Raw genomic sequence first — 26,734 nt, forward strand, 5'->3', positions numbered from 1 at the left:
AGAGCTGGGGAGCATGACGTTCGCGGCGTCGAGTTGGTCTTCGGTCACGGTCTCGCCCTTGAACATCGCGTCACGGGCGACCTGGCTCCGGCTGCGGATTTGATCGACGAGCGCACATCGTCCGCCTGTCCAGCAGCATTCCCGGACAACAGGCACACTTGCGGATCGACCCCCAGTTAGGAACCGCATGAGCACGCCGACGCCGACCAACGCCGGACAGCCGCCTCCGCCTCCGCCGCTCGAAGGCGCTCAACTCGTGCTCGCCACCTTCGCCGTGGCGCTCGCGACTTTCATGAACGTGCTCGATTCGTCGATCGCCAACGTCGCGATTCCGACGATCTCCGGCAATCTCGGCGTGTCGGTCAACGAAGGCACGTGGGTCATCACCGTGTTCGCGGCATCGAATGCGGTTTCGATTCCGCTCACCGGCTGGCTCACGCAGCGGCTCGGGCAGATTCGCCTTTTCGTCGGCGCGATTCTGATGTTCGTGCTGTCGTCGTGGCTGTGCGGCCTGGCGCCAACCCTGCCGGTGCTGCTGGTCGCTCGCGTGCTGCAGGGCGCCGTCGCCGGGCCGCTGATCCCGCTGTCGCAAGCCATCCTGCTCGGCTCGTATCCGAAGGAGAAGTCGTCGATGGCGCTTGCGCTCTGGGCGATGACCGCGACCGTCGGGCCGATTGCCGGCCCCGCGCTCGGCGGCTGGATCACCGACAGCTATTCGTGGTCGTGGATCTTCTACATCAACATCCCCGTCGGCCTGTTCGCGGCGGGCGTGACGTGGGTCATCTACAGCAAGCGCGAATCGCCGACGCGCAAGGCGCCCATCGACGTGATCGGGCTCGCGCTGCTCGTCACGTGGGTGGCGTCGTTGCAGATCATGCTCGACAAGGGACGCGATCTCGACTGGTTCTCGTCGCCGCTGATCGTCGTGCTGGCAATCATCGCGGCCATTTCCTTCGCGTTCTTCGTCGTGTGGGAGTTGACGGAGGCGAACCCGGTCGTCGACTTGCGGCTGTTCGCGGGCCGCAACTTCTTTGGCGGGACGGTGGCGATATCGGTCGCGTATGGCGTTTTCTTCGGCAATCTGGTGCTTCTGCCGCAATGGATGCAGCAGTATCTGAACTACCGCTCCGTCGATGCCGGACTCGTCACCGCGCCGCTCGGCGTGTTTGCCGTGATTCTCGCACCGGTGATGGGCAAGGTTCTGCCGCGCAGCGATGCGCGCGTGATCGCGACGATGGCGTTCATCGGTTTTGCGTTCGTGTTCTGGTTGCGCTCGAAGTACGTCATCGAGATCGACACCTTCCATCTGGTGCTGCCGACGCTGCTGCAAGGCATCCCGATGGCGATGTTCTTCGTGCCGCTCACCGCGATCGTGCTGTCGGGCCTGCCGCCATCGAAGATACCGGCGGCGGCGGGGTTGTCGAACTTTGCGCGCGTGTTTTGCGGCGCGGTCGGCACGTCGCTCGCGGGCAACGCGTGGGACAACCGCATCGCGCTGCATCATGAGCGGCTGACCGAGCAGGCGAATATCTACAACCCGGCGTTTTCGCAGTCGCTCGGGATGTCGCAATCGACGCTCGGCATCAGCGAAGCGCAGGCGCGCGGCATGTTCAATTTCACCGTGAACTCGCAAGCCGCGATGATGGGGCTCAACGATATTTTCCTGATCTCGGCGGTCATTTTTATTTTGATCATTCCGCTGATCTGGATCACGAAGGTCTCGAAGGGTGGTGGCGGCGGGGCGGCGGCGGGGGCGCATTGATGCTTGACCGCATCGGTCGATATACACGGTGCGCCCACGCCGCGTCAGGTCTGCGGCGTCAGGAAATAGATGGGCGTCAGCGGCATGCGCGCCCGTGCATTGTCATCGAGCTGCAGTTGGTTGGTCATCCCTTGACCTGAATCACGACGGTCGCGGCGGCGGCGAGAGCCCACCCTGAAAGCGCGAGCCGGGCGGCTCGCGTCGCGGTTACTCCGGCAAAAATCCCTCTTCGAGTACCGACGTCATCGGCCAGGGGCAAGCCTCCGGGAACGAATCGAAGTCCATGCCCGTCTCCGTTTCCGCCAGGTTTCGCGCCTTCAACCAGACGAGGTCGAGCCACCTCGCTTCCTCGAAGCGTCGCCGCAGGCTCGGAGCTTCGCCCAGAAGGTATAGGGCTTCTGTCCTTTGCGTGCGGATCGTATTGATCCAGCTCTTGCCCCGCCGCTCGGGCTGATATCGCCACTTGAGCAGATGCGCGAGAAGCACCGACACTCTGCTTCCCAGTTCGCGTAATTGGCTCTTCCCCACGTCCTCGATTTCCTCTGCAATATGCTCGATATCGATGGCCGAGAGCCTTCCTGCCCGCAACAGCGCGACCTGTTCTTCCGCCCACGCCACCACGTCCTTGTCATAAGGCGTTCCCATCGGCTCACTCCCGTTGTCCTCAGGATTTCCGGTATCGATCATGCTCTGCAGTTCCTTGCTCATCGAGTCGTCCAAACGGCTAATTCGCGCTACTTCAATCCCAGTTCCACCCGGCTCCCCGCACCCTTATCGTCGATGCCGTCCGCATTCAGCTTCGGCGCGACGACATAAATCCGGCTGCTGTCGATTTTCCCGTCGAAGTACTCCTTCACCGCCTGCGCGCGCTTTTGCGCCAGATCGCGCAGCGACGAGTCATCGATCGGGGCGTTCTGCATCAGCGCGGCCTTCATGTCGGCATCCGGCACGCTCTTCGTCAAGCCGATCACGTTGCGCGGCTTCTTGAAATCCGCCGACTTGTACACCTTCGTCAGATACTTGTCGTAGTCGTCGCCCGACACCTTCACCGCCGCCCAATCGACGGCGTCGCCGCTATTCGACATGTCGCGCACCTTCGCGCGCTTCACCTGGGCGTCGAGCCACGCGCTGCGCAAGCCCGGCTCGTCCACCTTCGGATCGACGCGGCCCGTCACATCGAGTCTGATCGACGGCTTGTCGGCCAGCGCCTTTGCGATCGTATCGAGCTTTTTCTGCGCGGCATCGCCGAGCGTGGCCGATCCGGCATCGAACTCGACGTAGTTCAGTTCCTCGCCACCGCCGCCGCCGATCGCATGCGCGAGGAGCGAGAACGGCGCAGTCACCGCCTTCTGCACGAGATTGACGATGGCCTGCCACACGAGCCCGCCAATCGAGAACTCGGGGTTCGACAGCGAGCCGGAAATCGGAATGTTCACGTCGATTTCGCCGCGCGAATTCTTCAGCAGCGATACCGCGAGCCGCACCGGCAGCTTCGTCGCGCTCGGATTGTCGATGTGATCGCCAAACGTCAACTGGTCGATGAACAGATGGTTGTTCGCGGTCAGCCTGTCGTCGGCGAGCATGTAATGCAGGTCGACGTTGAGCTTGCCCTTCGTGATCGGATACCCCGCGTACTTCGCCGAGTACGGCGTGAGATTCGTCAGTTCGACATCGTGCGCGCTCGCGGTCACGTCGAGCGCAGGCTTCTCGATCAGCGGATTGACCTGCCCCTTGATCGACACCGGACCGTTCGCCGCGAGCTTCGCGGTGACATCGACCGGCGCGGGCGTCGTCGAACGCGTGCCGAACGCGCCGATCGTCCCGTTGATCGCCACCAGATTCGCCGTGTAGTTCGGCTTGATGAAATTGTCGGTGTAAGTCACGCGGCCGTTCTGCAAGACGAGCTGCCCGAAGCGCATGTTTACGGGCGGACCCGATTTCGCGGTGTCCTGCGGCGCGCTCGCAGCGACCGGTGCAGACGCCGCCGGCTGCGTCACCGATTGCGCCTGCCCGCTATCGCTCACGATGACGTTCTTCAAATTCAGCTTGCCCTGCGCATCCAGCAGCACGCGGCCGTAGAAATTCGCGAACGTGATGCGCGCCGCCTCGACATCCGTCCCGCGCTGGCCGTACGCCGCCTTCACGTTCGTCAGGCCGAGCAGCTTCCAGCCGGCGAAGCGGTCGGAGGTCGCCTTATCGAGCATGCGCACGTCCGTGAGCGATACATCGCCCTTGTACGAGGCCGCCAGCGTCTTGCCGCTGCCAGACATCGCCACGTCGCCGTTCGCGTTCAGAAACGCGCTCGTCACCGCGACGTTCAGCCTGTCGCCGAAGTACGGCTCGAACGCGGAGGCATCGACCTGATCGCCTTTCACGTGCAGCGCGAGCTTCAGTGGACTGACCGTCACGTTGCCCGTCACGCCGAGCGCGCCCTTGCCGTTCAGCGTGAGCTTGCCGTCGACGGCGAGCGGCTTCGTCAGATCGTCGCTGAACTGTTTGACATTGATCGATACCGGCGCGACATGCAGCTTCACTGGCCGCGCGGACGTTTCATCGGTGAAATTCGCCGATGCGTCTGCCAGCGTGATCTCGCCGATCTGATAGCGCCACGCCGGACCGGCTGCCTGCGCTTTCTGTATCTTGCGCGTCGCGGTCTGTTCGGGCGCGGCTTCGTGCGGGCCGGCAAGCGCGGCAAGGTCGATACTGCCGTCCTGGCGGCGGGTCACATCGAGCGAAAGGCCGCGAAGCTGAACGCTGTCGAGCGCGGCAGTGCGCGCGCCGACATCGACCTTGCTGATGCTCGCGTTCGCCGATGCCAGCTTGATCGGCGCAGCGCCGGTTGCGTTCGCCGGGACGAGCGTGAGCGATTCGAGCTTCACGTCGCCCGCACCGACCTGCACGGCGGCGTCGGGCTTCGACCAGTCCACCGATACCGGCAGTTTCGCGCCGAGCGTGCCCGACACGACGCGCGCCGCCACCGCGTTCGCGATGTACGGCTGCAGCGGCGGCAACGCGAGCGCGTCGAGTGCGAGCGTCGCGTCGGCCGTTTTGGCGGACAGCGTCACGTTGCCGGCTGCGTCGAGCGCACCACCCTTGTCGAACGCGGTCTTGAGCGTGTAGCGCGCGGGCGTTTTCGCGAGCGTCGAGAAGCTGTCGAGCGTGATCGCGATATCGGTCAGCGCGCCCTGCACCGGCTGCTTCAGCAGTCGGTCGTCGAACGTCAGCTTGCCCGCATCGATCGAAAGATGATGAATGGCGAGGTCGAGCGGCGGGGTCTTGTCCCTGGCGTCGGCAGGCCGCGGCGCTTCCGGCTTCGCAGGCGGCGGCGCGAGCTTGCTCACGTTCAACGCGCCGGAAGCATCGCGCGTCAGATGCACGTCCGGACCTGCCAGCGTGATCTCGTCGAACCGGTAAACGTTGCGCAACGGCTGCATGTCCGCGATCTTCACATGCACCGCACGAGCCGCGACGAGCGGCGCCTTCGCGCGGTCGGTGACGGCGGCATCGGCGAGATCCGCAGTTCCGTCGATGCGAATCGTCGGCACGTCGCCGGCGAAGGCGAATCGCACGTTGAGCGCGGTCGAGAGCCGCCCGCTCTTCACCGCGACCGGCAGCGACGCCGGCGCATACGACGCCATCTGCGGCACATCGAGCGCATCGAGGGTCAGCGCGACTTCGGATTCGCGCGACGTGGCGAACGGCTTCGTGCGGCCCTTCAGCACGAGCGGCGAGCCGTCGATGCGCGCCTGCAGAAGCGGCGTCACGAAGATATCGGTCGCGGACGGCAACGTCGCGATGAACGGAATGCCGAGCGCGAAACGATCGATGACATGCTTCGCGTTCGTCAGCCGGTCGTCGAATTCGATGCGCCCGTTCTCCAGTTGAATGTTCGATACCGAGAAACGCGCGGGCGCGGTCGATGGCTCGGGCGCCGGTTTCGAAAACTTCGCGATGAGGTCCGAGAAATTGAAATGGTCGGCGTCATAGCGCGCCAGCCGGATGCGCGGCGAGTCGATCTTCAGTTCATCGACGACCGGCGCGAGCCGAAAGAGCGAAGTCCATGACGTACGCACGACGAGCCGCGATACATCGACGAAACTGTCCGCGCCGCCCGGCGCTTTCGCGATGTTCGCCGCCGCTTCGCCGATATGCACGTCATCGGCTTCGAGGCGAAGCGTGTACGGATTGAGCGCAATGCGGCGAATGCTGACGGGGCGGTCGAGTTGCTGCGAAAGCTGCGTTTCGGCGACATGCCGGATCACCGGCGGCGCGACGAAGAAGCCGAGCACGCCGATGACCAGCAGTGCAACGATGAACCCGATTGTGATGCGCCGGGTGCGGCGCGCGTGAACTACGCCGCGCAGGGTCCGCCCGGCTGTGGTGAAGGTTGACTTCGTCGTGCTTGACATTCGATGCGCGGCGGCGCGTGCGCGCGGGATCGCCGTTCGGAAGGGGGATGCACGAGTATACGACGATGCACCGCGCCAACGTTGTCAAAACTTTCTATGTTCGCTTGCAGTCAAGAAAGCTGGCTATTGCCGCTCGATGGCGGGCGGGGCCCATGTGCCATCGCTGGCCTGCGGCTTGGGCGCATAGAGGCGCATCGTCAACTGGAACTCGCCATCGGGCGCGGGCAGCCAGTTCGACGCGCGCGCCTTGCCCGGCGCTTCGGCCGACACCACGACGTCGATCGAGCCATCGCGATTCTTCTTCAGCCGGTCGCGATCCGACAGCGCGATGCGCGCGACCTTGTCGTCGGCGAGCGCGCCGTCCTTCGTGTATGCGATGAGCGTCCAGAATCCGCGCACCGGCGGAAGCTGGTTCGGCGCGAAATGCAGCACGTACTGGTTCGCGCCGTTGAGCGCGTGACCCTCGCTGTCCAGATGCGCGACCGGCTTCACTTCGCCGTTCTTCGTCGTCGTGGCGATTTGATGACGGGCCAGGTACGCGCGCAGGATGTAGTCGGTGCCGTAGACGCCGACGCCATCGCCGAACCAGGTCCAGCCGTTTTTCGTGATCGCGTTGGCCGGCACGGTGGCGAGGCGCGTGCGGGCATCGGCCACGCCGGAATCGAGCAAGGGCGCGTCGGTCTTTTTGAACTGCACCGGCTCGCCGGGCTTTACGCCGAGCGAGGCGAGACGGTTCATCGCGGGGGTGTCGGCGGTGGCGGGCGGATTGGCGTCGAGCGCGCGTGCGAGGCGGGCGAAGAACGCGTTGGCTTCGAGCGCCTCGGCCTGCGCGCCCGGCGATGCCGTCGGCGGCGCGGCGGCCAGGGCCGGCACGGCGGGCGACTGGCCGCTCGAGTTGCCCGGCCACGCGCCAGTGACGACAGCGGGCGTCGCCCCGGCATCGGCGGCCGAGCCGTTTGCGGGCGTGGCCGTATCGATGCGCATCGCCGTCTGCAGCTTGCGCGCCTCGCGCACGTCGCGCGGGCCGTTCACCCGCACGCGCACCGACAGCCACACGTAGCGCGTGCGCGTTTCGACGCGCGTCGCGTTGGCGGGCAGCGAGCCGGTCCATCCCGCCGGCACGAAGGCGATCAGTTGCGCTTTCGGATACGGCGTCGTGTCGGCGCTCGAATACAGGGCGTTGGTCCATGCGTCGAACGCGCGGGCGTCGAGATAGCGGCCGCGCGGCGCTGCGGGCAGCGAGACCATCACCGGCTCGGCGGATACATCGAGCCACGCGGTGGAATCGAGCGTATCGACGGTCGGCCAGCCGGTCGCACCGACAGGCGGCAGCGCCGTCGCGTGACGGAAGGTGTTGAGCGGCGCGCGGCCAGGCTGCCCGGCGTTGCCGCTCGCCCGCTCCCGCGCAATGTCCGACACGACGAGCGGAAAGCCGAACGTGTAGGCATCCGCGACCTGATCCTTCATCCATCCGCTGCTGGCTTTGGCTTCGGGCGCCTTGTCGGCGGCGCAGCCGGACAGCAGCGCCATGCCGGTCAGGCTTGCCGCCGCCCAGAAAGTGGCGGTCAGCGGGAATGTCCAGCGTCGGTCTTGAGTCATTCGAATTGGAATCCGGTTCTTGTGCTGCACGGGCGCACGCGTGGTGCAGGGAGCAGCGCCGCGGCCTTCGTTCGCTTCGGGATACATGCTCGGCGCTATCTCGGAATTCGGGTTTTAACGTATCCGCTGAGGATAGGCAAGAATTCACCGCGTTCGGCCTATAACAAATAGCCTAGCAAGCCGCGTGCGCCGGCATCTTGTAACATCGAAGTCAGGCAACGCCTTTCGTTCAATCCACCGTCATCGAGTCGCCAAGATGTATCTGCCCGCCCACTTCGAAGAAAAACGCACGGACCCTCTGCACGCGCTCATCGCGGCCAATCCGTTCGGCGCGCTTGTCACGCACGGTCCGAGCGGACTCGACGCGAACCACATCCCGTTCGAGTTCGATGCGGCCACCGGCGAGCATGGCACGCTGCGCGCGCATGTGGCGCGGGCCAATCCGGTCTGGCGCGAAGTTACACCGGGCGAGGACGTGCTCGTGATCTTTCAGGGCGAAGCGGGCTACATTTCGCCGAACTTCTATCCGAGCAAGCAGGAGACGCACAAGCAGGTGCCGACGTGGAACTATGCGGTCGTGCACGCGCATGGCCGCATCACCGTGCGCGACGACGAAGCCTACGTGCGCGGCGTGGTCGCGCGGCTCACGCGGAAGATGGAAGCCGGCGAGCCCGCGCCGTGGAAGATGGGCGATGCGCCGCGCGACTTCATCGATCAGATGCTCGCCGCCATCGTCGGCGTCGAGATCGAAGTGACGCGGCTCGTCGGCAAGGCGAAGCTCTCGCAGAACAAGGCCGACGCCGACCGCATCGGCGCAATCGACGGCCTGCGCCAGCGCGGCGGCGACGCGGCCGGCGCACTCGCCGACGCAATGCAGGCCACGCTCGGCGATCCCTCGCGCGACTGAAGCGCACGATGCTCCTTGACCTTCCAATCGCTGGAAGGTCGATACTGGTCATATTGATTCAGCCAGATACGGAGCTTTTCATATGTCATCGGCTTCATCGCAGTCCGCGCGGACCGCCGAATTCGCCGTCAGCGGGATGACGTGCGCGTCCTGCGTCGCACGCGTCGAGAAGATGCTCGGGCGCGTGCCGGGCGTCGAGTCCGTCGCGGTCAATCTCGCCACCGAGCGCGCGACGGTTCACGCAGCCAGCGCCGTCACCGACGATCAACTCGTCGCCGCCATCACGAAAGCCGGCTACGAAGCCGCGCTAATCGTTCCGGACGCGCCGCCCGCCGCCGCGCACACACGGGACGGCGAACTGGCGGCGGTCGTCGGCAGCGCGGTCCTGACGCTGCCGCTGCTTGCGCCGATGTTCGGCGGCGCGCTTCCGCCGTGGTGGCAGCTTGCGATCGCAAGCGTCGTGCAGTTCGGCTTCGGCGCGCGCTTCTATGTGAGCGCGTATCGCGCGGTACGGGCGCTGGCGGGCAACATGGATCTGCTGGTTGCGCTGGGGACATCGGCGGCGTGGGGATTGTCCGTTTATCAGATGCTCGCGCACGGCGGGCCGGACGCGCATCTGTACTTCGAAGCGGCGGCGGTGGTCATCACGCTGGTGCGCTTCGGCAAGTGGCTGGAGGCGCGCGCGAAGCGTCAGACGACCGATGCAATCCGCGCGCTCAACGCGCTTCGCCCCGACAAGGCGCGCGTGCGCGATGCCGCAGATCCGTCGCGCGAACGCGAGATTCCGCTCTCTGACGTTCGCATCGGCGATATCGCCATCGTGCGGCCGGGCGAACGCGTGCCGGTGGATGGCATCGTGCGCGAGGGGCGCACGCACGTCGATGAATCGCTGATCACCGGCGAAAGCCTGCCCGTCGCGAAGGAGCCGGGCGCGCGTGCCACAGGCGGCTCGATCAACGGCGAAGGCGTGATCGCGATCGAAACGACCGCCATCGGCGCGGAAACGACGCTCGCGCGGATCATCCGCCTCGTCGAGTCGGCACAGGCGGAGAAAGCGCCGATCCAGCGGCTCGTCGATCGCGTGTCGGCCGTGTTCGTGCCGGCGATCCTCGCCATCGCGGCCGTGACGCTCGGCGGCTGGCTGCTGCACGGCGCAAGCGCGGAGACCGCGCTGCTGAACGCGGTGGCGGTGCTCGTGATCGCCTGTCCGTGCGCGCTCGGCCTCGCCACGCCGACCGCGATCATGGCGGGCACGGGCGTCGCGGCGCGCCAGGGCATTCTCATCAAGGACGCGCAGGCGCTGGAGCAGGCGCACGCCATCGCCATCGTCGCGTTCGACAAGACCGGCACGCTGACGGTCGGGCGTCCGGCCCTCGTCGCATTCGAGACCGCGCCGGGCCAGGACCGCGCCGACGCGCTCGCACTCGCGGCAGCGGTTCAGAGGATGAGCACGCATCCGCTCGCGAAGGCGGTGGTCGCGTCGGCGGCTGAAGCCCGCGCGCCGCACTACGACGCAAGCGATGCTCGCGCGGTCGCCGGGCGCGGCGTCGAGGCGGGCGTGACGGTCATCGGCCACGAAGGGACCCGGACCACGCGCCGTATCGCGATCGGCAGCAGCCGCTGGCTTTCGGAGCTGGGCGCGGACGTGCCGCACACGCTGACTTCGCGCGCCCGCGAACTCGAAGGCCAGGGGAATACGGTGTCATGGCTGATCGATCTCGACGGCACCCGCGCGCTCGCCCTCCTCGCTTTCGGCGACACGATCAAACCGACCGCTCGCGCCGCCGTCGACCGCCTGGCCGCGATGGGCGTGCGGAGCGCGCTGGTCACGGGCGACAACGCCGGCAGTGCGCAGGCCGTCGCGCGCGCGCTCGGCATCGCGCCGGACGCGGTCCACGCCGAAACGCTGCCCGCCGACAAGGCGAGCGTGGTCGCGCAGTTGAAGGCGGCGAACCACGGCATCGTGGCGATGGCCGGCGACGGCATCAACGACGCGCCCGCGCTGGCCGCCGCCGATATCGGCATCGCGATGGCCGGCGGCGCGGACGTGGCGATCGAAGCCGCCGGCCTCACGCTGATGCGCGGCGATCCCGCTCTCGTCGCGGACGCCATCGACATATCGCGGCGGACGTATCGCAAGATCCGGCAAAATCTGTTCTGGGCGTTCATCTACAACCTGATCGGCATACCGCTCGCGGCGTTCGGCATGCTCGATCCGATGTTCGCCGGCGCGGCGATGGCGTTCTCCAGCGTGAGCGTCGTGACGAACGCGCTGTTGCTCAGGACGTGGCGCGCTCAGGCGGGATCGGCGGCGGGCGCGGAGCCGGCGGGCGGGCGCGCTGCGAGTTCGATCACGCGGGCCGCATGACGGGCATTCTTTCGCCGATGTGATCGTCGAATTGAAGGCAGCTTGCTTGCTCGACGTCGCCCCAATAAGCGACACCCGATGCGGTCCATGCACGCATCGGGTGGCGATACAGTAAATGGCCGTGGTAACCCAACCATTCGTCGCGATACATCGCCGTCATGTCGCATCAGGCATTTCCTAATTGAAATTGCCAATAATCCCTCGGATTGCGAACGTCATCTGCGAGACAAAAAACGCACTCCATTCCGACGTCAATTTCTGATTGCGCCCACGAACAGCCTAGCCAAAATTCAGGGCGCAATTGCCGCGTCGCTTTGAAAGCTGTTATATATCTTCAGTTGTTTCGAATAGACGCTGATTCAACTTATCGCTGCATACTTCATCTAAAAGAATGACCGCGTTGTCCGCCACGCTGGTTAACGCTGATTGATATGCTCAGCATATCCGCACGAGTACTTATTGCTACGCTTCGCGCGTCAAAGCATATATTCAACTCAAATTGCAAGGGCATTCTTGCCTGTTGCCACGCGGCCTTTTGTGGTTGTGCGCACATTGCGCCGCTTTCGCTCGCGGTACTCTGACTGCCGAGGAAGTGAACCTGCCTCCGGCGATTTCGCGCACCACCGGAAAATGAGAGATTTTCGGAGCCTGTCGCTGAGCACATTACAAATTCATAACCCCGTGCAATCACAGGTGCTTCAGACGATGGAACGTCAAAACGCCATTCGGGAGAGTGCGCAGTTTTATTTGCGACAGTCCCTCTACGCGCCGGCGCCGGAACGCGTATCGCGTTCACGCATGACACGCTTTATCGAAGACTTCGAGAAGCAAACCGGAGAGCGCTTCGCCGATTACCCCGCTTTGCACGATTACACCGCCCGCGAATATCGCCAGTTCTGGAAATCCTTTCTCGAATCGGCCGAAGGACTCGAATGGTCCGGTATCGCGGAACCCGTTTGTACCGGCGATGAAATCGAAACCGCCCGTTTTTTTCCCGACGTCGAACTGAATTACGCGGAGAATCTTCTCGGCCCGGGCATCGCGCCCGACGACGCTATCGCGCTCGTCGCCTGTTATGCCGACGGCGGCCGCGTCGCCTACACGCGCGGCGAATTGCGCGAGCGCGTCATACGGCTCGCGCAGGCCTTGCGCGAACTCGGGCTGAAGCCGGGCGACCGCGTCGTCGCGATCATGCGCAACGACGCCGAAGCGATCACCGCCGCGCTCGCCGTCGCCTCGCTCGGCGCTACGCTGTCCACCGCAGCGCCGGAAAACGGCGTGCAGGCCATCCTCGACCGCTTCGCGCCGCTCGCGCCGCGCATGCTGTTCGCGCACACGATGCAGCGCTCGTTCGATACGGCCGGCGCGCTCAGCGCGCACGTCGCCGCCGTGGCCGCCGCGTTGCCGACGCTCACCGACATCGTGTGCCTCGACGAAACGCCGCTGCCCAGCACGGTCACGACGCGTCAGCACGAGATGCGCGAACTCATCGAGCACGGCGATCCGTCGCGGTTCGCGTGGCGGCGCTTTCCGTTCAACCATCCGCTCTTCGTGATGTTTTCGTCGGGTACGACGGGCAAGCCGAAGTGCATCGTGCATGGCGCGGGCGGCACGCTCATCGAGCATGTGAAGGAACATCGGCTGCATAGCGATCTCGGACCGGACGACAAGCTGTTCTTCTTCACGAGCTGCTCGTGGATGATGTGGAACTGGCAGTTGTCGGCGCTCGCATCGGGCGTGCAGATCGTCACGTACGACGGGCCGGTGGCGGCCGTCGACACGTTGTGGCGCATCGTCGCGAACGAGCATGTCACCGTGTTCGGCACGAGTCCCGCCTACCTGAAGATGAGCGAGGACGCGGGGCTCGAACCCGGCACGCTGTACGACCTCTCCGACCTGCGCGCGATGATGTCGACCGGCGCCGTGCTCTACGACACGCAATTCCACTGGGTGCATCGGCACGTGAAGCCGCTGCAGCTGCAGTCGATATCGGGCGGCACGGACATCATCGGCTGCTTCGTGCTCGGCAATCCCAACCTGCCCGTTCATGCCGGCGAAGCGCAGTGCAAGACGCTCGGCCTGAACGTGCAGGCCTTCGATCATGGCGTGCAGACGAACATGCCGGGCGAGCTCGTCTGCACGAACCCGTTTCCGTCGCGCCCGCTCGGCTTTTTTGGCGACACGGACGGCTCGCGTTTTCACAAGGCATATTTCGCTGAGAACGAAGGCGTCTGGACGCACGGCGACGTCATAGAGTTTTCGCCGGACGGCAGCGCGCGCCTGCATGGCCGCAGCGACGGCGTGCTCAACGTGCGCGGCATCAACGTGAGCCCCGGCGAGATCTACCGCATTCTGAGCGAAGTGCACGAGATTCGTCAGGCGATGGCCGTGCCGCAAACCGGCCCGCGCGCCGGCGAGGGCGGCCAGCGCATCGTGCTGCTGCTCGTGCTGCGCGAAGGCGAGCATCTCAACGCGACGCTCGCCATCCGCATCCGGCGCGAACTCACGCGGCACGGTTCGGCGGCGCTCGTGCCGGATGTCATCGTGCAGGTCGGCGGTTTGCCGGTCACGCACAACGGCAAGCCGTCTGAAGCCGCTGCTCGCGATGCCGTCAACGGCCTGCCCGCGCGCAACGTGTCGTCGCTCGCGAATCCGGACTGTCTCGATGGCATTCGCGAACATCCGCTGCTTGCGCGCGCGCATTCCGACTTGCCCGCGCCGGGCGAATCGGCGGAAAGCATCGAGGCGTATCTTTGTGCGCTATGGGAGCAGTATTTCAGCTTCTCGCCGATCGGCCGCGACGACAACTTCTTCGAACTCGGCGGGCACTCGCTGCTCGCGGCGCGCATGCTGGCCGACATCAAGCGGACGACGAACCGCACGCTGCCGATCGCCACGCTCATCGTCGCGCCGACAATCGCGCGGCTCGCGGCCGTCATCGCCGCCGATCCGAGCATGAGCGCCGAAAGCTCGTCGCTGGTGCAGATGCGCGCGGGGCGCGGACGGCCGCTCTTCATGGTCCACAGCATCACCGGCTCGGTGATGGAATGCCTGACGCTCGCCGGCACGCTGCAGAGCGAGCGGCCGGTCTACGGTCTGCAGGCGCTCGGCCTCGATGGCGATGAAGCGCCGCAGCGCAGCGTCGAGGACATGGCGCGCGCCTACGTGCTGCGCATGCGCGGCGTGCAGCCGAGCGGGCCGTATGCGCTCGTCGGCTATTCGTTCGGCGGGCTGGTTGCGTTCGAGATCGCGCAGCAACTCGTGAAGGCGGGCGAGCAAATCGAAATGCTCTGCCTGCTCGATACCTATGTGCACGAGCGCTGTCTGCCGCTCACCGCGTGGGCACGCTATCAGGCCAGCATGATCGCCTACCGGATGCGCGAGTTCCGGGCGCTCGGCACGCGCGAGCGCATTGCGTACGTGCGCGGCAAGGCACTCGCAATGAGGGATCGGGTACGCATGCGTCTCGGCAAGACGGCGCAGCGCCCCGGCCCCGAAACGCGCGGCCTGCCGCCGCCGCTGATGCTCGTGCGTGAGTCGATGCGCGTCGCGATGACGACCTACAAGCCGCGCCGCTATCTCGGCGGACCGATCGTTTATGTGCGCGCATCGATCCAGCAAGACGATCGCGGCGATCCGTTGCCGGTATGGCGGCGCGTCGCGAAGCAGGGCTTGCGCATCATGCAGGTGGAAGGCCGGCATAACGATCTCGTCGTTGAACCGCAGCTTCTTACCGTTGCGCTCGCCCTGACGAACGCGCTCGCGGGCATCTGAGGCCGCACGCTTTGCCCATGTCCGGCCGCCCTGCGGGCGCGCCGGCATCCCCGTGCCGATCCGATTCGCCCGAATTCAGACAAGCCCGATAGGAAACCGCTGGGCGTCTCCGCATACCTCGGAATCTGTAAAAAAGCCGCATCTAGCCATTCGAAAACGGGGCAGTGGACTGCTGCGTCACGCCGCCCGCGCCATCGCTGTTCCGTTCGCTGGGTTGCCGGCCATGCTCGATCCGTCAACGCCCGAGACCGCCTTGTCATCCTCGCCCCTCGTCACTGTCGTCATTCCCGCCTTCAATGCAGAATCGTTCATCGGTGAAGCGATCGCCTCGATCCGGTGTCAGACTATCGAAGACTGGCAGCTCATCGTCGTCGACGACGGCTCCGCTGACCAGACCTTGTCCGCCGCCCGCGAAGCCGCCGGCGACGACCGCCGCATCCGCCTCATCCCGTTTCGACCGCAACGAGGGCATCCGCACCGCGTCGAACGCCGGCTTCGACGCGGCGCAGGGCGAGTTCATCGCTCGCGTGGATTCGGACGACCGCGCGGTCCCGAACCGGCTTGCCGCGCAGGTCGCCGCCTTCAGGGAAAATCACCGCCTGGCCGCAGCGAGTTCTCACGCCAGCGTGTTCGGTGACGTTCCCGACGGCATCGCCTATTGCGCGCGGCGCGACGTCAACTTCAAGGCTCGTCTGCTCGACGGTCTCAACACGATCAGCGGCGGCAACCTCATGGTGCGGCGCTCATTCGTGCGCGCGCATGGCATCCGGTTCGACGACTTCGCCCGCAGCGCCTAGGACCTCGACTATCTGACGTCGGTCATCGCGGCTGGCGGCCAACTCGCCAATGTCGACGAAGCGCTCACCGAGCACAAGTCGCATCGCGGCAGCTTCACCAACAGCCGGGTGGACGTCGCCGGTCCGTGGCTCCAAACGGCGCGCCGCCGCCTTCTCGCGCTCTGGTATCCCGACCTCGACCCGAGCGACATCGAACGCATCGTCATCCCGTTCCTCAACACCTATCCAAACTCGTCCGACGAACCGATCGCCATCGTCAGCGCGATCAATCGCCTCGTGAGCACCCAGGCTGTCGACTTCGGGCAGGACGTCTCCATCGTCCACGGGATCATTCTCGACCGGATGCGCAAGATGCTTGGCATCTACCAGGACAACATGCTCCTCGACGCACCGCAAATCCAGTCCATTCGTCACTTCGTTGCCCCGGCGACGCGCGACGCGCTCGATCAGCTCACGTTCTAAACGAAGCGTTGCTCGCTTCAAGACGAGCGCCGCCGACGCTTGCAGGCCGTTTGCGGCGCTCGTTGCATTTCCGGCTAAGTCATTCACGCTGCACGCGCCGTCCATCACCGGCTGCCCGGTCCGTTGACGCTTTCGTACTAGCTGCGAGGCGTATCGCTTCTATCGCCGTTTCGCGGCGTTTGCTCTACTAGCGGCACGCTCGCCCGATTGCGGCGACGCTTTCTCTGGACGGAGCCACGCATGTCAGCCGAATCACGCCTCAATCAACTGGTGCTCACCGTCGCGTGTCCGAGCGCGGCCGGACAGGTCGCCGCCATCGTCGGCTTTCTCGAGCGGCATCACGGCTATATCGACGAACTCACCGTGTTCGACGACGACCTCAGCGAACGCTTCTTCGTGCGCTGCGTCTTCCATGCCGCCAGGCGCGATGAAACGCTCGACCTCGACATGCTGCAACGCGAGTTCGCATCCATTGCCGCGCGCTTCTCGATGACGTGGGCGATTCACGATCTCGCCGTGCGTCCGAAAGTGCTCATCATGGTGTCGAAGCTCGAGCACTGTCTCGCCGATCTGCTGTTCCGCTGGCGCATGGGCGAGCTGAAGATGGATATCGTGGGCATCGGCTCGAACCATACGGACCTCGCGCCGCTCGCGCAGCAGCATGGCCTGCCCTTCCATCACTTGCCGATTACCGCGGATACCAAGTCGCAACAGGAAGCCCGCCTGCTCGATCTGTTCGATACGTCAGGCGCGGAACTGATGATCCTCGCGCGCTACATGCAGATTCTTTCCGGCGATACGAGCCGCAAACTGGCGGGACGTGCAATCAACATTCATCACTCGTTCCTGCCGGGCTTCAAGGGTGCGAAGCCCTATCATCAGGCACATACGCGCGGCGTGAAACTGATCGGCGCGACGGCCCACTTCGTCACCGACGATCTGGACGAAGGCCCGATCATCGAACAGGAAGTGGAACGGGTCGATCATTCGTATAGCCCCGACCGTTTGCTTGCGACCGGGCGCGATGTCGAATGCATCACGCTGGCGCGCGCCGTGAAGGCGTTCGTCGAGCGGCGCGTGTTCATCAACGGGGAGAGGACAGTGGTGTTGCGTTGAGTCTCCCAAACGCGAAAGCGCCGCTGAAAAGCGGCGCTTTCCTCATCGCTTAAGCCTGCAACCCGGCTTACTTGACCCAGCTATCCACCCGGTCTCCATGCGCGCTGATCCACGCATCGGCGGCTGCGGCGGGCTTTTCGCCGTTCTGCGTCGCGAGCATGACGCTATCGATTTCGCCCGGCTTCCACTGGAATTTCTTCAGGAACGCGACCACCGGCGGCGCCTTCTTTTCCAGTTCCGGATTCACGACGCTGTCGACATGCTCCGCTTCGCCGAACACCTTCTTCGGGTCTTCGAGGAACTTGAGCTTGTACTTGGCGAACATCCAGTGCGGCTTCCAGCCCGTCACGATGATCGGCTTCTTCGCTGCTTCCGAGCGCGCCAGTTCCGCGGTCATCGCGCTGCCCGAACTCGGCATCAGCTTGTAATCGAGGTTATAGGCCTTGATCGCTTCGCTCGTCTTTTGCATGACGCCCGCACCGGCGTCGATGCCGACGATGCGCGAATCGAACTCCGCCTTCTTCGCTTCGAGATCGGTCAGGCTCGATACATCGACGTTCTCAGGCACGATCAGCCCGATCTTCGCGTCGTTGAAGTTCGGGCCGAGATTCACGACCTTCGACTTGAAGTTGTTCCAGTACGCGCCATGCGTGACCGGCAGCCATGCGGACAGCGTCGCATCCAGATCGCCGCGCGCCACGCCTTGCCACATGACACCCGCCGCGACCGGCACGAGCTGCACCTGATAGCCGAGCCGCTTCTCGATGATGCGCGCCGCCACGTTCGACGTCGCCACGCTGTCGTCCCAGCCTTCGACGTAGCCGATCTTGATGGTCGGCTTCGTATCGGCGCTTGCCCCCATGCTCGCTGCCAGGGCCGCACTCATCGCGCCCAGCACGAACAGTCTTCTCATCGCTTTCATATGGTTTCCCCTTTGCGGCCCCACGCCGTGCACTCAGAATCGCCAGCCAGAATAGTGCTGTAACGCGCTTTTGCGACATCCAGTTGTCAAGAAACGACGCCCGGTTTCTACTTGTCGACGACGAGATCGCTCAGTGGCTTGCTGCAACACAGCAGCACCATGCCCTGATCGATCTCGCGCTGACGAATGCCGCCCGCATGCTTCATCGCGACTTCGCCCGATACGAGCTTTACCTTGCACGTGCCGCACATGCCCTGCGTGCACGACGACGGCAATCGCACGCCCGCTTTCTTCGCGGCGTCGAGCACATGTTCGCCGCTGCCGCATTCGATCTCGCGCCGGCTCTTGGCAAACGCGACCTTGTACGTCGTGTCGGCGGGCGCGGGCGCGAAGTCGCTGGTTTCGACGAATTCGCTATCGGTGGCGATGGCATCGGCGACATGCGCGGTCGTCAGTTGCGATGCGACTTCAGCGATCGTTTCGAACGAGAAGCTCTCTTCGTGATAGTGCTTGCGATCGAAGCCACCTTCATCGAGCAGATTGCGCACCGCTTGCATATAAGGTGCGGGACCGCACGTGAACACTTCGCGATCGAGATAATCCGGTGCAATCAGCTTGAGCAGCGGCAAGCTCAAAAACCCCGTAATTCCGGGCCAATTCGTACGCGCACCGACGCGCTCGCAAACGAACGCGGTGCGGAAGTTCGCATGATTCGATGCGATGAGATCGAGCTCGCGCGCGAAGATGATGTCGTCCGGCGTGCGTGCGCTGTGCACGAACACGATGTCGGCATCGTCGCCCAGTTCATGATGCGCGCGGCTCATCGACATGAGCGGCGTAATGCCCGATCCCGCCGACAGAAACAGAAACTTTCGCGCCGGATGCCGCGCACACGTGAACTCGCCCGATGGCCCGAGCACACGCACGCGCGCCCCTGCAACCACGTTGTCATGCAGCCAGTTCGACACCTTTCCGCCCGGCACGCGCTTCACCGTGATCGAAATGGTATGCGGGCGCGTCGGCGCGGAAGAGATCGTGTAGCAGCGGTTGACTGGCTCGCCGTCGATATCGAGTTCGAGTGTGATGAACTGCCCCGGCTCGAACAGGAACGCGCGTTCATCGGGCGCCTTGAAGAAAAAGCTCTTCACGTCATGCGTTTCCTGCCGCACATGACAGCAGACGAGCGTGTCGTCGACGTCGCTATTCCAGCGCGCGGGCAGCGCGCCCCAGAACTTCGGCTGGGTCACGCGGCTCTTCGTCGGCTCGAACGTGGCCTGATCGCGCATCATGATGTGCCTCTCTAACGCGCTTAGCGCATGAAGGAAACGATTTTCTCGCCATGCGATGCGAGTTGCTCGTCGGGCGTGTTCGCAAAGCTGTCCAGCCGCCCGATGTACCACTCGCAAAACTTCTCGACGAGCCCTTCCGTGAAGGGCGAATACGGGCCCGGCTGATACGCGCTGCTGGCCGCGCCGAGCTGCGAGTACTCGACGAGCGTGCGATCCTGCTCGTTCGTCGCGCGCCATACGGCCGTGAGATTGTCGACGTCGTAATCGATGCCTTCGCGTGCATCCTTGTGCACGAGCCACTTCGTGCGCACGAGCGTTTCGCCGGCGGACAGCGGGATCACGCTGAACGTGACGATGTGATCGCTCATGAAGTGATGCCACGAATTCGGCTGCGTCCAGAACGAAAGTCCGCCCAGGTCCGCGCGTTCGAAGCCGCCCAGCAGCTTCCTGCAGGCGACCTTTGCGTCGAGCGTTTGCGATTCGCCATCGCGATCGAGCGGCAGGCGTTGCGTGCGGAAGCCGCTGACGAGATCGGACAGGCGCTCGATTTCAGCGGACGGCAGGTTCATCGCGTCCCATTGCTTCGCGCGTTCCACGACGGTGCGCTCGAACGCGGCCATGCCTTCCTCGTTCGCGGGCGAGCGTTGATAGCCGAAGCCGTATTCATAGAGCGAAATGGTCAGTTCGGGATGGTTCGCGACGCAGTGATAGCACTCGCGATTGTTCTCCATCGTGAGCTTCCAGTTGCCCTTTTCGACGAGATCGACGCTCGCCGCGATCTTGCAATCCTTCAGGCCGTGCGGCAGCAGATACGGCTCCATCGCTTCGCGCAGGACGGCGAAATCGGCGGGCGGTTCATCGGCGAGACAGATGAAGATCAGGCCCGCGAGATTCTCCACATGAACTTTCTTCAGGCTGTGCTTGCAACGGTCGAACTGGTCGCCCATGTGCTCGGCGAACATGAGATCGCCGTTCAGGCTATATGTCCAGCTGTGATACGGACACACGATATTGCCGAGCGAACCTTTCTCCTGGTTGCACAGGCGCGCGCCGCGATGACGGCACACGTTATGGAACGCGCGGATCTGCATGTCGTCGTCGCGCACGATCAGAATCGAATCGTTGCCGATATCGATCGTCGTGTAATCGCCGGGCTCGGGCACGTCCGGTTCCACCGCAACCTGAATCCAGTGCTGCCCGAAAATCGCCTTCATATCGAGCGAGTGAATCTCTTCGCTCGTATAGAACGGCGCTTCGAGCGTATAGCCCTTCTTGCGGCGTTCGATCATTGCGCGAACGTCTGCCGAAACTTTCATCGTGTGCTCCTGCATCGCTTTTTGGCCCGCTGTTGTGCCCGTTTGTCTGCCCGCCTGCTGCCGTCGAAATCAGTAGTCGACGAGTTGATGCTCGCGCAAATACGCCAGAATCACTTGTGCTTTTTCGACGGAACTCCCTTCAATTACGACGCTGCCGCCACGGCTTTCCGTCGTCGTCGCGGAGAGCATGCGTGCGTGGCCAGTGCGCTTCTCCGGCGCGGCGAGTCGCTTCGGCTTCGCGGTGACTGGACCGAGCGTCCACGCGCTCTGTTCGTTGTCCACCGGCGCGTTGGCCGCGACCGGCGCGACGCGCCCTTCCTTCATGCGCGCATACGCATAACGCGGTGCGGCGTTCGCCAGCGGATGAACCGCGACGAGCGCGGGCAGTTGCACCCGCACGCGGCGGCGCAAGCCCTTGGGCATGAACTGCCGCACTTCGACGCCTTCGCTTGTTACGCTGACATCCACTGCCGAGCCGACGAGCGCAACGTTCAGCGCATCCGCAAGCTTGTAGGGCAGCGTGCCGCTATCGAACGCGCCTTCGGCACGCGTGCCCGTAAACACGAGGTCATAGCCTGCGAGACGTTGGGCGAGCGCAGCGGAGGCATCGCCCGATGTGTTGAGCACTTCGACGCGCGGTGCGCCCAGTGCGAGATATTCGGCAAGCGCCGGACTGCCCGGATCGCCGGCATGCAGCACATCGAGTTGCGCGCCGTGTTGCTTGGCGATATCGAGGGCGATGGCGAGCGCCGCTGCATCGTTGCGGCTGTAACGCGCCGTGCCGCTCACGGGATGGCGTCCCACGGATACGAGTACGGCGATCTTCATGCGAACGCTCCTTCCGCCAGCGATGTTTCGACGATCGACGCCCCGTTCGCACGCGATGCACGCGCGGCAGCGGCTGCATCGGTCAGCGCCTTGATGGTCTCTTGCGTATCCGCGACGATCGTGAGATTCGCGCGCTTGGCGATGGGCGCGCTCGCATCCAGATTCACGGCGATCACATGCCGGCAATCCTTGATGCCCTGCAAGTGCTGCACCGCGCCCGAGATGCCGAACGCGATATACACGCTTGCTTCGACGGTCTTGCCGGTCGCGCCGATCTGCTTGTCGCGCGTGAATTTGCCATCATCGACGGCGACACGGCTCGCACCGATCGCCGCGCCGAGCGTCGAGGCCAACGCTTCGAACGCGGGGATATCGGACACGCCATTGCCCGCCGAGATGATGAAGTCCGCTTCTTCGAGCGCGACTTGCGCGGCATCCATTTCTTCGATGCCGAGATCGACGTAAGCGCTCTCGACGGCAGCGGGCACGATGCCTTCGCTCTGCACGCGTTCGCCGGCGCCGACGAAAGGCAGCTTCGCATCCACCGAGTTCGGCGCGAGCAGAACGACATCGGGCAATGCGCGCGATGCGATTGCACGGCCCGCCTGCGCATACGATGCAACATGCGACGCATCCAGCTCCACGACATGCGTAGCGATGCTGGCGTCCGCGTGCGCGGCGTAGCGGCGGCCGAGGTCGCCATCGCCGGTTGCGTTGTCCGGCATGAAGACATGCGCGGGCGCAAACGCCGCGACGCATGCCGCAAGCGCACGCATTTCATCATCGGGCGCATAGCGGCGGCGATCGAACGCTTCGAGTTCGATATAGCGGTCCGCACCGAGCGATGCAGCATCATCGCTGAACGCGCCGAACGCGATCAGCACGACTTCGGTTTCATCGTCCGCAAGCAAGGCGGCTGCGGCGAGCGCCTGGCGCGCGTGATCGTCGAGCGCGCCGCGATCGGTGTGCGCCGCGACGAGCAAAACACGGCGCGCGGGCTTCGCCGTGCGGCGCGGCTTGACCGCATCGTGATGCGCGGCATGCGTCGACGCAAAGTCGAGCATCGCGCCCGTGCCGATCTCGCCGAGCGTGATGCGCCTGAGTCCTGCCGTCGTGACGACGAAAGGCCGGCGCGGATCGATTCGTTTGATCGTGTTCATGCGTTACTCCAGCGCTGCGGCGACCAGCTCCGCCACGTCGAGCACTTCGGGACGAGGACCGACCACGCCTTCGAGCATCGCGGTGCATTGCGGGCAACCGACGGCGACCACTTCCGCGCCCGTCGCCTTCGCATCCGCGATGCGGATGTCCGGAATGCGCTGCTTGCCGGGGATATCCGTCAACGGCGCACCGCCGCCACCGCCGCAGCATCGCGCACGCATGCCGTGACGCTCCATCTCGACCACCTTGATACCGATGGTCTTCAGCAGCTTGCGCGGCGCTTCGGTTTCGCCGTTATAGCGGCCGAGATAACAAGGATCGTGATACGTGATCTTCTTGTCGGCGAGCACCGCTGCGGCCTTCGGCGTGAGCTTGCCGCTCGCGACCAGTTCCGCCATGAACGCCGTGTGATGCTGCACTTCGTAGAAGCCGCCGAGCGCGCGATATTCGTTGCGCAGGCTATGCAGCACGTGCGGGTCCGCCGTCACGATGCGCCTGAACGAATAGCGCGAGAGCGTGTCCATGAGCTTCGCGGCGCATTGCTGGAACGTGGCTTCATCGCCGAGACGCCGAGCCGTGTCGCCCGTATCGGTTTCCGCGCTGCCGAGCACCGCGTAATCGACGCCCGCCTTGTTCAGCACCTTTGCGAACGCACGCAGTGTGCGTTGATAGCGCATGTCGAACGCGCCTTCGCCTGCTATGAGCAACACGTCGACCATGCGGCCCGGCTGTGCGACCTGCACCTGCAAATCGACGGACCAGTCATAGCGCGCGCCGATGTCATAGCCGTTCGCGCTGCCCGTCTCGCGCAGATTCGCGAGCGTGATCGGGCCTTTGCCCGGCACGTTGCCTTCGACGAGCGTCTGGTTGCGGCGCATGTCGACGATCGCATCGACATGCTCGATCAGCATCGGGCACTCCTGCACGCAAGCGCGGCACGTCGTGCATGACCAGATGGTGTCGGCTTCGATCATGCTCGAGATGAGCGGCTTGCCGGGCGCGCCGGCATGCTTGCCGACCGGAATGCCTGGCGTGGGACTGCCTGCATACGCGGCATCCGTGCCGCCGACCATGCCCGTCACCAGGTCCTGAATCAGCTTCTTCGGATTGAGCGGCTGACCCGATGCAAACGCGGGGCATGCGGCTTCGCATTTTCCGCACTGCACGCACGCATCGAAGCTCAGCAGTTGATTCCAGCGAAACTCGATCGGCTTGCCGACGCCATACTCCTTCGCATCGAGCACGGGCATCTTCAGTGCCGTGGGCGGCACCACGTCCTGATCGTGCTTCGCCTTGAAGCGCTCCTGCCGCGGATGAAACGCGAGATGCAGGAGGCCGGCCATCGCGTGCTTCATCGGTCCGCCGCGCGCCGCGCCGAAGGTCATCGTGTAGGCGCCCGCGCCGATCAGCAATGCGACGATGATCGCAAGCGCACCGGACATCCACGTTGCAGGCAACAGCATGAACAGCGCGAGGCCGAGCGCGAACGAGCCGAGCAGAAGCGGCAGGCTGTCCCACGGTCCACGCGACAGACGCGCGGGCACCGCCTTCGCACTGTGTCTGCGCCGGTACACGAACACCGCGCCAACGAACATGATCAGCGCCGCGACGAAGATTGCCTTGTCGAGCCACGGCGAATAGATGGCGAGGCCGTAGTTGAGGAACACGAGCGCCATCGCGAGGATCGCGCCGCCCGCTGTCGCGACGTGCGTTCTTGCGATATACGGATCGCGCGCAACGACATGATGCAGGTCCACGAAATAGCGCTTGGGGATGGTCAGGAGGTTGCCCCATCCATAAGCGCCCGCAACGGTCGCGCGCCCTTCGCGCCAGTACGCCGCGCGCCTCATGATGGCGAAGGCGAGGCCCGCAACCGAGGCCCACAGCAAGACGGTGATGACAAACACGGGATTCATCGCGCAATGCCCTCAAAAGTCCTTGCAAAGACGCAGCGCGTCGTAGATCGCGCCGTGGATGTTGTGCATCGAGATGCAGTCGCCGACGCGGAACAGCAGGAATCGCCCGTTGCCGAGTTCTTCGGACAGGCACGGCTGCGCCTCCGATGCAAAGAGCTTGTGCACATCCACTTGTCCGCGATTGAGCGACTCGGACTTGAGCTTCCAGTACAGCGCATCGTTGGGCGTGCTGCCGTTTTCGATCACGACCTGATCCACCGCGCGCTCTTCCTGCTCTTCCGTGTACTCGTTGCGCAGCACGGCGATCTTCTTGCCGTCTTCCTCGTACACCTTGTCGAGCCAGTAATTCGGCGTGTGAATGACGCCTTGCGCATAGAGACGTCGATAGAAAATGGGGAACGTGGTGCCGCCGACGTCGTCCGCCACTTTCACATCGGGCGTCACGATCTCGACATTCGATCCACGCGACGAGATGAAGTCCGCGACGCCCGCGCCCGCATGCGTGCTCACACCGTCATAGACGAGCACGTTCCTGCCCGGCTCGACCTTGCCCGAAAGAATGTCCCACGAACTCACGGCGAGTCCCTGATCGACGCCCCAAGCGGGCACCTGATCCGTGAACGATGAACCGCCCGTTGCAAGTACGATGATGTCCGGCTTCTCGGCCATGATTGCCTTGTCGTCCGCTGCCACACCCAGACGGCGGTCCACGCCAAGGCGCTTCGTTTCCATGTCGAACCAGCGCACGATGCCCGCCATCTGCTCGCGCTGCGGCGCTTTTGCAGCGAGCATGATCTGCCCGCCGACGTAATCGTTCTTCTCGAAGAGCACGACATCGTGGCCACGCGACCTTGCCACGCGCGCTGCTTCGAGTCCCGCCGGGCCGGCCCCGACGACGACCACCTTGCGCTTCGGCCCGCGCGACTTCTCGATGACATGCGGCATCGTCGCTTCACGCGAGGTCGCGGCGTTCTGCACGCACAACACATCGAGTCCGTTGTACTGGCGGTCGATGCAGTAGTTCGCGCCGACGCATTGCTTGATCTCGTCCTCGCGGCCATCGCGAATCTTGATGACCATATGCGGGTCCGCAATCTGCGCGCGCGTCATGCCGACGAGATCGACCATGCCATTCGCGAGCAGGCGCTCGGCCTGGCCCGCATCGCGGATGCTTTGCGCGTGCATGATCGGCAGCTTCACCACCGACTTGATGCCCGCCGCAAGATGCACGAACGGCTCGGGCGGCAGCGCCATCGGCGGCATGCAGTTGGCGAGCGTGTTGTGCGTATCCGCGCCCGAACCGATCACGCCGATGTAATCGATAAGGCCGGTTTCGGCCATCGCCTGTGCGATTTCCTTGAGTTGCTCGTGATCGAGACCGTCTTCGTGAAACTCGTCGCCGCACATGCGCAGGCCCACGCAGAAGTCCGCGCCGACCGCTTCGCGCACGGCCTTCAGCACTTCGACACCGAAACGCAGGCGGTTCTGCAGCGAGCCGCCCCATTCGTCGGTACGGAAGTTGGTGCGCGGGCTCCAGAACTGGTCGATCAGATGCTGGTGCGCCGCCGATATCTCGATGCCGTCCATGCCCGCATCCTTCACGCGCTTCGCAGCCGCCGCGAAGTCTTCGATGATGCGGCGAATCTCTTCGATTTCGATGATCTTCGCGTTGCCGCGATGCACCGGCTCCCGCACGCCCGATGGCGACATCAGATGCGGCCAGCTCTCGCCGTGCCATGCCGAGCGGCGGCCCATGTGCGTCGCCTGGATCATGATCTTCGCGCCATGACGATGCATCGCTTCAGCCAGGCGCGCGAGCGGGTCGATGATCTTGTCCGTCGACAGGTTCACCGACTTCCACCACCCTTGCGGGCTGTCGATGGACACCGGGCTCGATCCGCCGCAGACGGCGAGTCCCACGCCGCCCTTCGCCTTTTCCTCGTAATAGCGGATGTAGCGGTCGCCGGGCAAGCCGCCCGGTTCTGCATACACCTCCGCGTGCGCGGTGCTGACGATGCGGTTACGCAGGGTCAGCTTGTTCAGCGTGAGTGGCTTGAAAAGGTTCGGGTAACGCATGACGGGAGACCTCGAATTGATATGCGTTAATG

At 64.5% G+C, this 26,734-nt stretch carries 18 protein-coding genes and 1 pseudogene; 8 read left to right on the top strand and 11 right to left on the bottom strand.

The window, feature by feature from the left end:
- Positions 1-187 precede the first annotated feature (187 nt).
- Positions 188-1,762: a DHA2 family efflux MFS transporter permease subunit gene (locus tag AB6804_RS13495; RefSeq protein ID WP_244795463.1), complete on the top strand. Its 1,575-nt coding sequence runs from the start codon at positions 188-190 to the stop codon at positions 1,760-1,762.
- Positions 1,763-1,969: 207 nt separating this feature from the next.
- On the opposite strand, the gene AB6804_RS13500 is transcribed toward AB6804_RS13495, so the two are convergent.
- From AB6804_RS13500 to AB6804_RS13510, 3 genes are all read right to left on the bottom strand, one after another.
- Complete coding sequence (locus AB6804_RS13500; protein ID WP_370887038.1) at positions 1,970-2,407, bottom strand: DUF29 domain-containing protein; 438 nt, start codon at positions 2,405-2,407, stop codon at positions 1,970-1,972.
- 89 nt (positions 2,408-2,496) lie between these two features.
- Positions 2,497-6,171, bottom strand: coding sequence for a DUF748 domain-containing protein (locus tag AB6804_RS13505; RefSeq protein WP_370886862.1), 3,675 nt, complete (start codon positions 6,169-6,171; stop codon positions 2,497-2,499).
- 123 nt (positions 6,172-6,294) lie between these two features.
- The gene (locus AB6804_RS13510) at positions 6,295-7,770 is read right to left on the bottom strand and encodes a DUF1254 domain-containing protein (protein WP_370886863.1); all 1,476 of its coding nucleotides are present in this window, start codon (positions 7,768-7,770) and stop codon (positions 6,295-6,297) included.
- Between the two features lie 256 nt (positions 7,771-8,026).
- On the opposite strand from AB6804_RS13510, the gene AB6804_RS13515 reads away from it, so the two are divergent.
- Entirely contained in the window at positions 8,027-8,677 is a 651-nt protein-coding gene (locus AB6804_RS13515; RefSeq protein WP_370886864.1) for an FMN-binding negative transcriptional regulator, read from the top strand.
- A gap of 82 nt (positions 8,678-8,759) precedes the next feature.
- On the top strand, positions 8,760-11,045 hold the full coding sequence (locus tag AB6804_RS13520; protein ID WP_370886865.1) for a heavy metal translocating P-type ATPase: 2,286 nt from the start codon (positions 8,760-8,762) through the stop codon (positions 11,043-11,045).
- Here AB6804_RS13520 and AB6804_RS13525 read toward each other — a convergent pair.
- A complete protein-coding gene (locus tag AB6804_RS13525) occupies positions 11,029-11,205 on the bottom strand; it encodes a hypothetical protein (RefSeq protein WP_370886866.1) in 177 nt (58 codons plus the stop codon). The two genes, AB6804_RS13520 and AB6804_RS13525, sit on opposite strands and share 17 nt — an antisense overlap.
- A 545-nt stretch (positions 11,206-11,750) precedes the next feature.
- On the opposite strand from AB6804_RS13525, the gene AB6804_RS13530 reads away from it, so the two are divergent.
- The 5 genes and pseudogenes from AB6804_RS13530 to purU all read left to right on the top strand — a co-directional run bounded on the left by AB6804_RS13530 (position 11,751) and on the right by purU (position 17,194).
- The gene (locus tag AB6804_RS13530) at positions 11,751-14,819 is read left to right on the top strand and encodes an acetoacetate--CoA ligase (protein WP_370886867.1); all 3,069 of its coding nucleotides are present in this window, start codon (positions 11,751-11,753) and stop codon (positions 14,817-14,819) included.
- A gap of 223 nt (positions 14,820-15,042) precedes the next feature.
- Positions 15,043-15,207 (top strand): annotated as a pseudogene (locus tag AB6804_RS13535) (glycosyltransferase family 2 protein); the annotation flags it as partial.
- Positions 15,134-15,616 (top strand): glycosyltransferase family 2 protein, encoded by a 483-nt coding sequence (locus tag AB6804_RS13540; protein ID WP_370886868.1) that lies wholly within the window; start codon positions 15,134-15,136, stop codon positions 15,614-15,616. The pseudogene AB6804_RS13535 and the gene AB6804_RS13540, both read left to right, overlap by 74 nt.
- A 108-nt stretch (positions 15,617-15,724) precedes the next feature.
- Positions 15,725-16,078, top strand: a complete 354-nt coding sequence (locus AB6804_RS13545; RefSeq protein ID WP_370886869.1) for a hypothetical protein — start codon at positions 15,725-15,727, stop codon at positions 16,076-16,078.
- A gap of 240 nt (positions 16,079-16,318) precedes the next feature.
- Positions 16,319-17,194 carry a formyltetrahydrofolate deformylase gene (gene purU, locus AB6804_RS13550; RefSeq protein WP_035970103.1) on the top strand — a complete coding sequence of 292 codons (876 nt, stop codon included), beginning with the start codon at positions 16,319-16,321 and terminating at the stop codon, positions 17,192-17,194.
- A gap of 67 nt (positions 17,195-17,261) precedes the next feature.
- Here the strand turns inward: purU and AB6804_RS13555 are convergent, their stop codons facing one another.
- From AB6804_RS13555 to AB6804_RS13585, 7 genes are all read right to left on the bottom strand, one after another.
- On the bottom strand, positions 17,262-18,116 hold the full coding sequence (locus AB6804_RS13555) for a glycine betaine ABC transporter substrate-binding protein (protein WP_370886870.1): 855 nt from the start codon (positions 18,114-18,116) through the stop codon (positions 17,262-17,264).
- 107 nt (positions 18,117-18,223) lie between these two features.
- Positions 18,224-19,402: a 2Fe-2S iron-sulfur cluster-binding protein gene (locus AB6804_RS13560; RefSeq protein ID WP_370887039.1), complete on the bottom strand. Its 1,179-nt coding sequence runs from the start codon at positions 19,400-19,402 to the stop codon at positions 18,224-18,226.
- 23 nt (positions 19,403-19,425) lie between these two features.
- The gene (locus AB6804_RS13565) at positions 19,426-20,721 is read right to left on the bottom strand and encodes an SRPBCC family protein (protein WP_370886871.1); all 1,296 of its coding nucleotides are present in this window, start codon (positions 20,719-20,721) and stop codon (positions 19,426-19,428) included.
- 69 nt (positions 20,722-20,790) lie between these two features.
- Positions 20,791-21,549 (bottom strand): electron transfer flavoprotein subunit beta/FixA family protein, encoded by a 759-nt coding sequence (locus AB6804_RS13570; RefSeq protein WP_370886872.1) that lies wholly within the window; start codon positions 21,547-21,549, stop codon positions 20,791-20,793.
- On the bottom strand, positions 21,546-22,709 hold the full coding sequence (locus AB6804_RS13575) for an electron transfer flavoprotein subunit alpha/FixB family protein (RefSeq protein WP_370886873.1): 1,164 nt from the start codon (positions 22,707-22,709) through the stop codon (positions 21,546-21,548). The genes AB6804_RS13570 and AB6804_RS13575 overlap by 4 nt, the downstream gene beginning before the upstream one ends.
- A gap of 3 nt (positions 22,710-22,712) precedes the next feature.
- The gene (locus tag AB6804_RS13580; RefSeq protein ID WP_370886874.1) at positions 22,713-24,626 is read right to left on the bottom strand and encodes a (Fe-S)-binding protein; all 1,914 of its coding nucleotides are present in this window, start codon (positions 24,624-24,626) and stop codon (positions 22,713-22,715) included.
- Between the two features lie 12 nt (positions 24,627-24,638).
- Complete coding sequence (locus tag AB6804_RS13585; RefSeq protein ID WP_370886875.1) at positions 24,639-26,702, bottom strand: FAD-dependent oxidoreductase; 2,064 nt, start codon at positions 26,700-26,702, stop codon at positions 24,639-24,641.
- Positions 26,703-26,734: the final 32 nt, after the last annotated feature.

Source organism: Caballeronia sp. RCC_10 (assembly GCF_041360715.1).
GTDB lineage: Bacteria > Pseudomonadota > Gammaproteobacteria > Burkholderiales > Burkholderiaceae > Caballeronia > Caballeronia grimmiae.

Excerpts from the sequence above, each read along its gene's own strand:
- AB6804_RS13495 (WP_244795463.1), top strand. The coding sequence starts at position 188 with ATGAGCACGCCGACGCCGACCAACGCCGGACAGCCGCCTCCGCCTCCG.
- AB6804_RS13500 (WP_370887038.1), bottom strand. The coding sequence starts at position 2,407 with ATGGGAACGCCTTATGACAAGGACGTGGTGGCGTGGGCGGAAGAACAG.
- AB6804_RS13505 (WP_370886862.1), bottom strand. The coding sequence starts at position 6,171 with ATGTCAAGCACGACGAAGTCAACCTTCACCACAGCCGGGCGGACCCTG.
- AB6804_RS13510 (WP_370886863.1), bottom strand. The coding sequence starts at position 7,770 with ATGACTCAAGACCGACGCTGGACATTCCCGCTGACCGCCACTTTCTGG.
- AB6804_RS13515 (WP_370886864.1), top strand. The coding sequence starts at position 8,027 with ATGTATCTGCCCGCCCACTTCGAAGAAAAACGCACGGACCCTCTGCAC.
- AB6804_RS13520 (WP_370886865.1), top strand. The coding sequence starts at position 8,760 with ATGTCATCGGCTTCATCGCAGTCCGCGCGGACCGCCGAATTCGCCGTC.
- AB6804_RS13525 (WP_370886866.1), bottom strand. The coding sequence starts at position 11,205 with ATGACGGCGATGTATCGCGACGAATGGTTGGGTTACCACGGCCATTTA.
- AB6804_RS13530 (WP_370886867.1), top strand. The coding sequence starts at position 11,751 with ATGGAACGTCAAAACGCCATTCGGGAGAGTGCGCAGTTTTATTTGCGA.
- purU (WP_035970103.1), top strand. The coding sequence starts at position 16,319 with ATGTCAGCCGAATCACGCCTCAATCAACTGGTGCTCACCGTCGCGTGT.
- AB6804_RS13555 (WP_370886870.1), bottom strand. The coding sequence starts at position 18,116 with ATGAAAGCGATGAGAAGACTGTTCGTGCTGGGCGCGATGAGTGCGGCC.
- AB6804_RS13560 (WP_370887039.1), bottom strand. The coding sequence starts at position 19,402 with ATGCGCGATCAGGCCACGTTCGAGCCGACGAAGAGCCGCGTGACCCAG.
- AB6804_RS13565 (WP_370886871.1), bottom strand. The coding sequence starts at position 20,721 with ATGAAAGTTTCGGCAGACGTTCGCGCAATGATCGAACGCCGCAAGAAG.
- AB6804_RS13570 (WP_370886872.1), bottom strand. The coding sequence starts at position 21,549 with ATGAAGATCGCCGTACTCGTATCCGTGGGACGCCATCCCGTGAGCGGC.
- AB6804_RS13575 (WP_370886873.1), bottom strand. The coding sequence starts at position 22,709 with ATGAACACGATCAAACGAATCGATCCGCGCCGGCCTTTCGTCGTCACG.
- AB6804_RS13580 (WP_370886874.1), bottom strand. The coding sequence starts at position 24,626 with ATGAATCCCGTGTTTGTCATCACCGTCTTGCTGTGGGCCTCGGTTGCG.
- AB6804_RS13585 (WP_370886875.1), bottom strand. The coding sequence starts at position 26,702 with ATGCGTTACCCGAACCTTTTCAAGCCACTCACGCTGAACAAGCTGACC.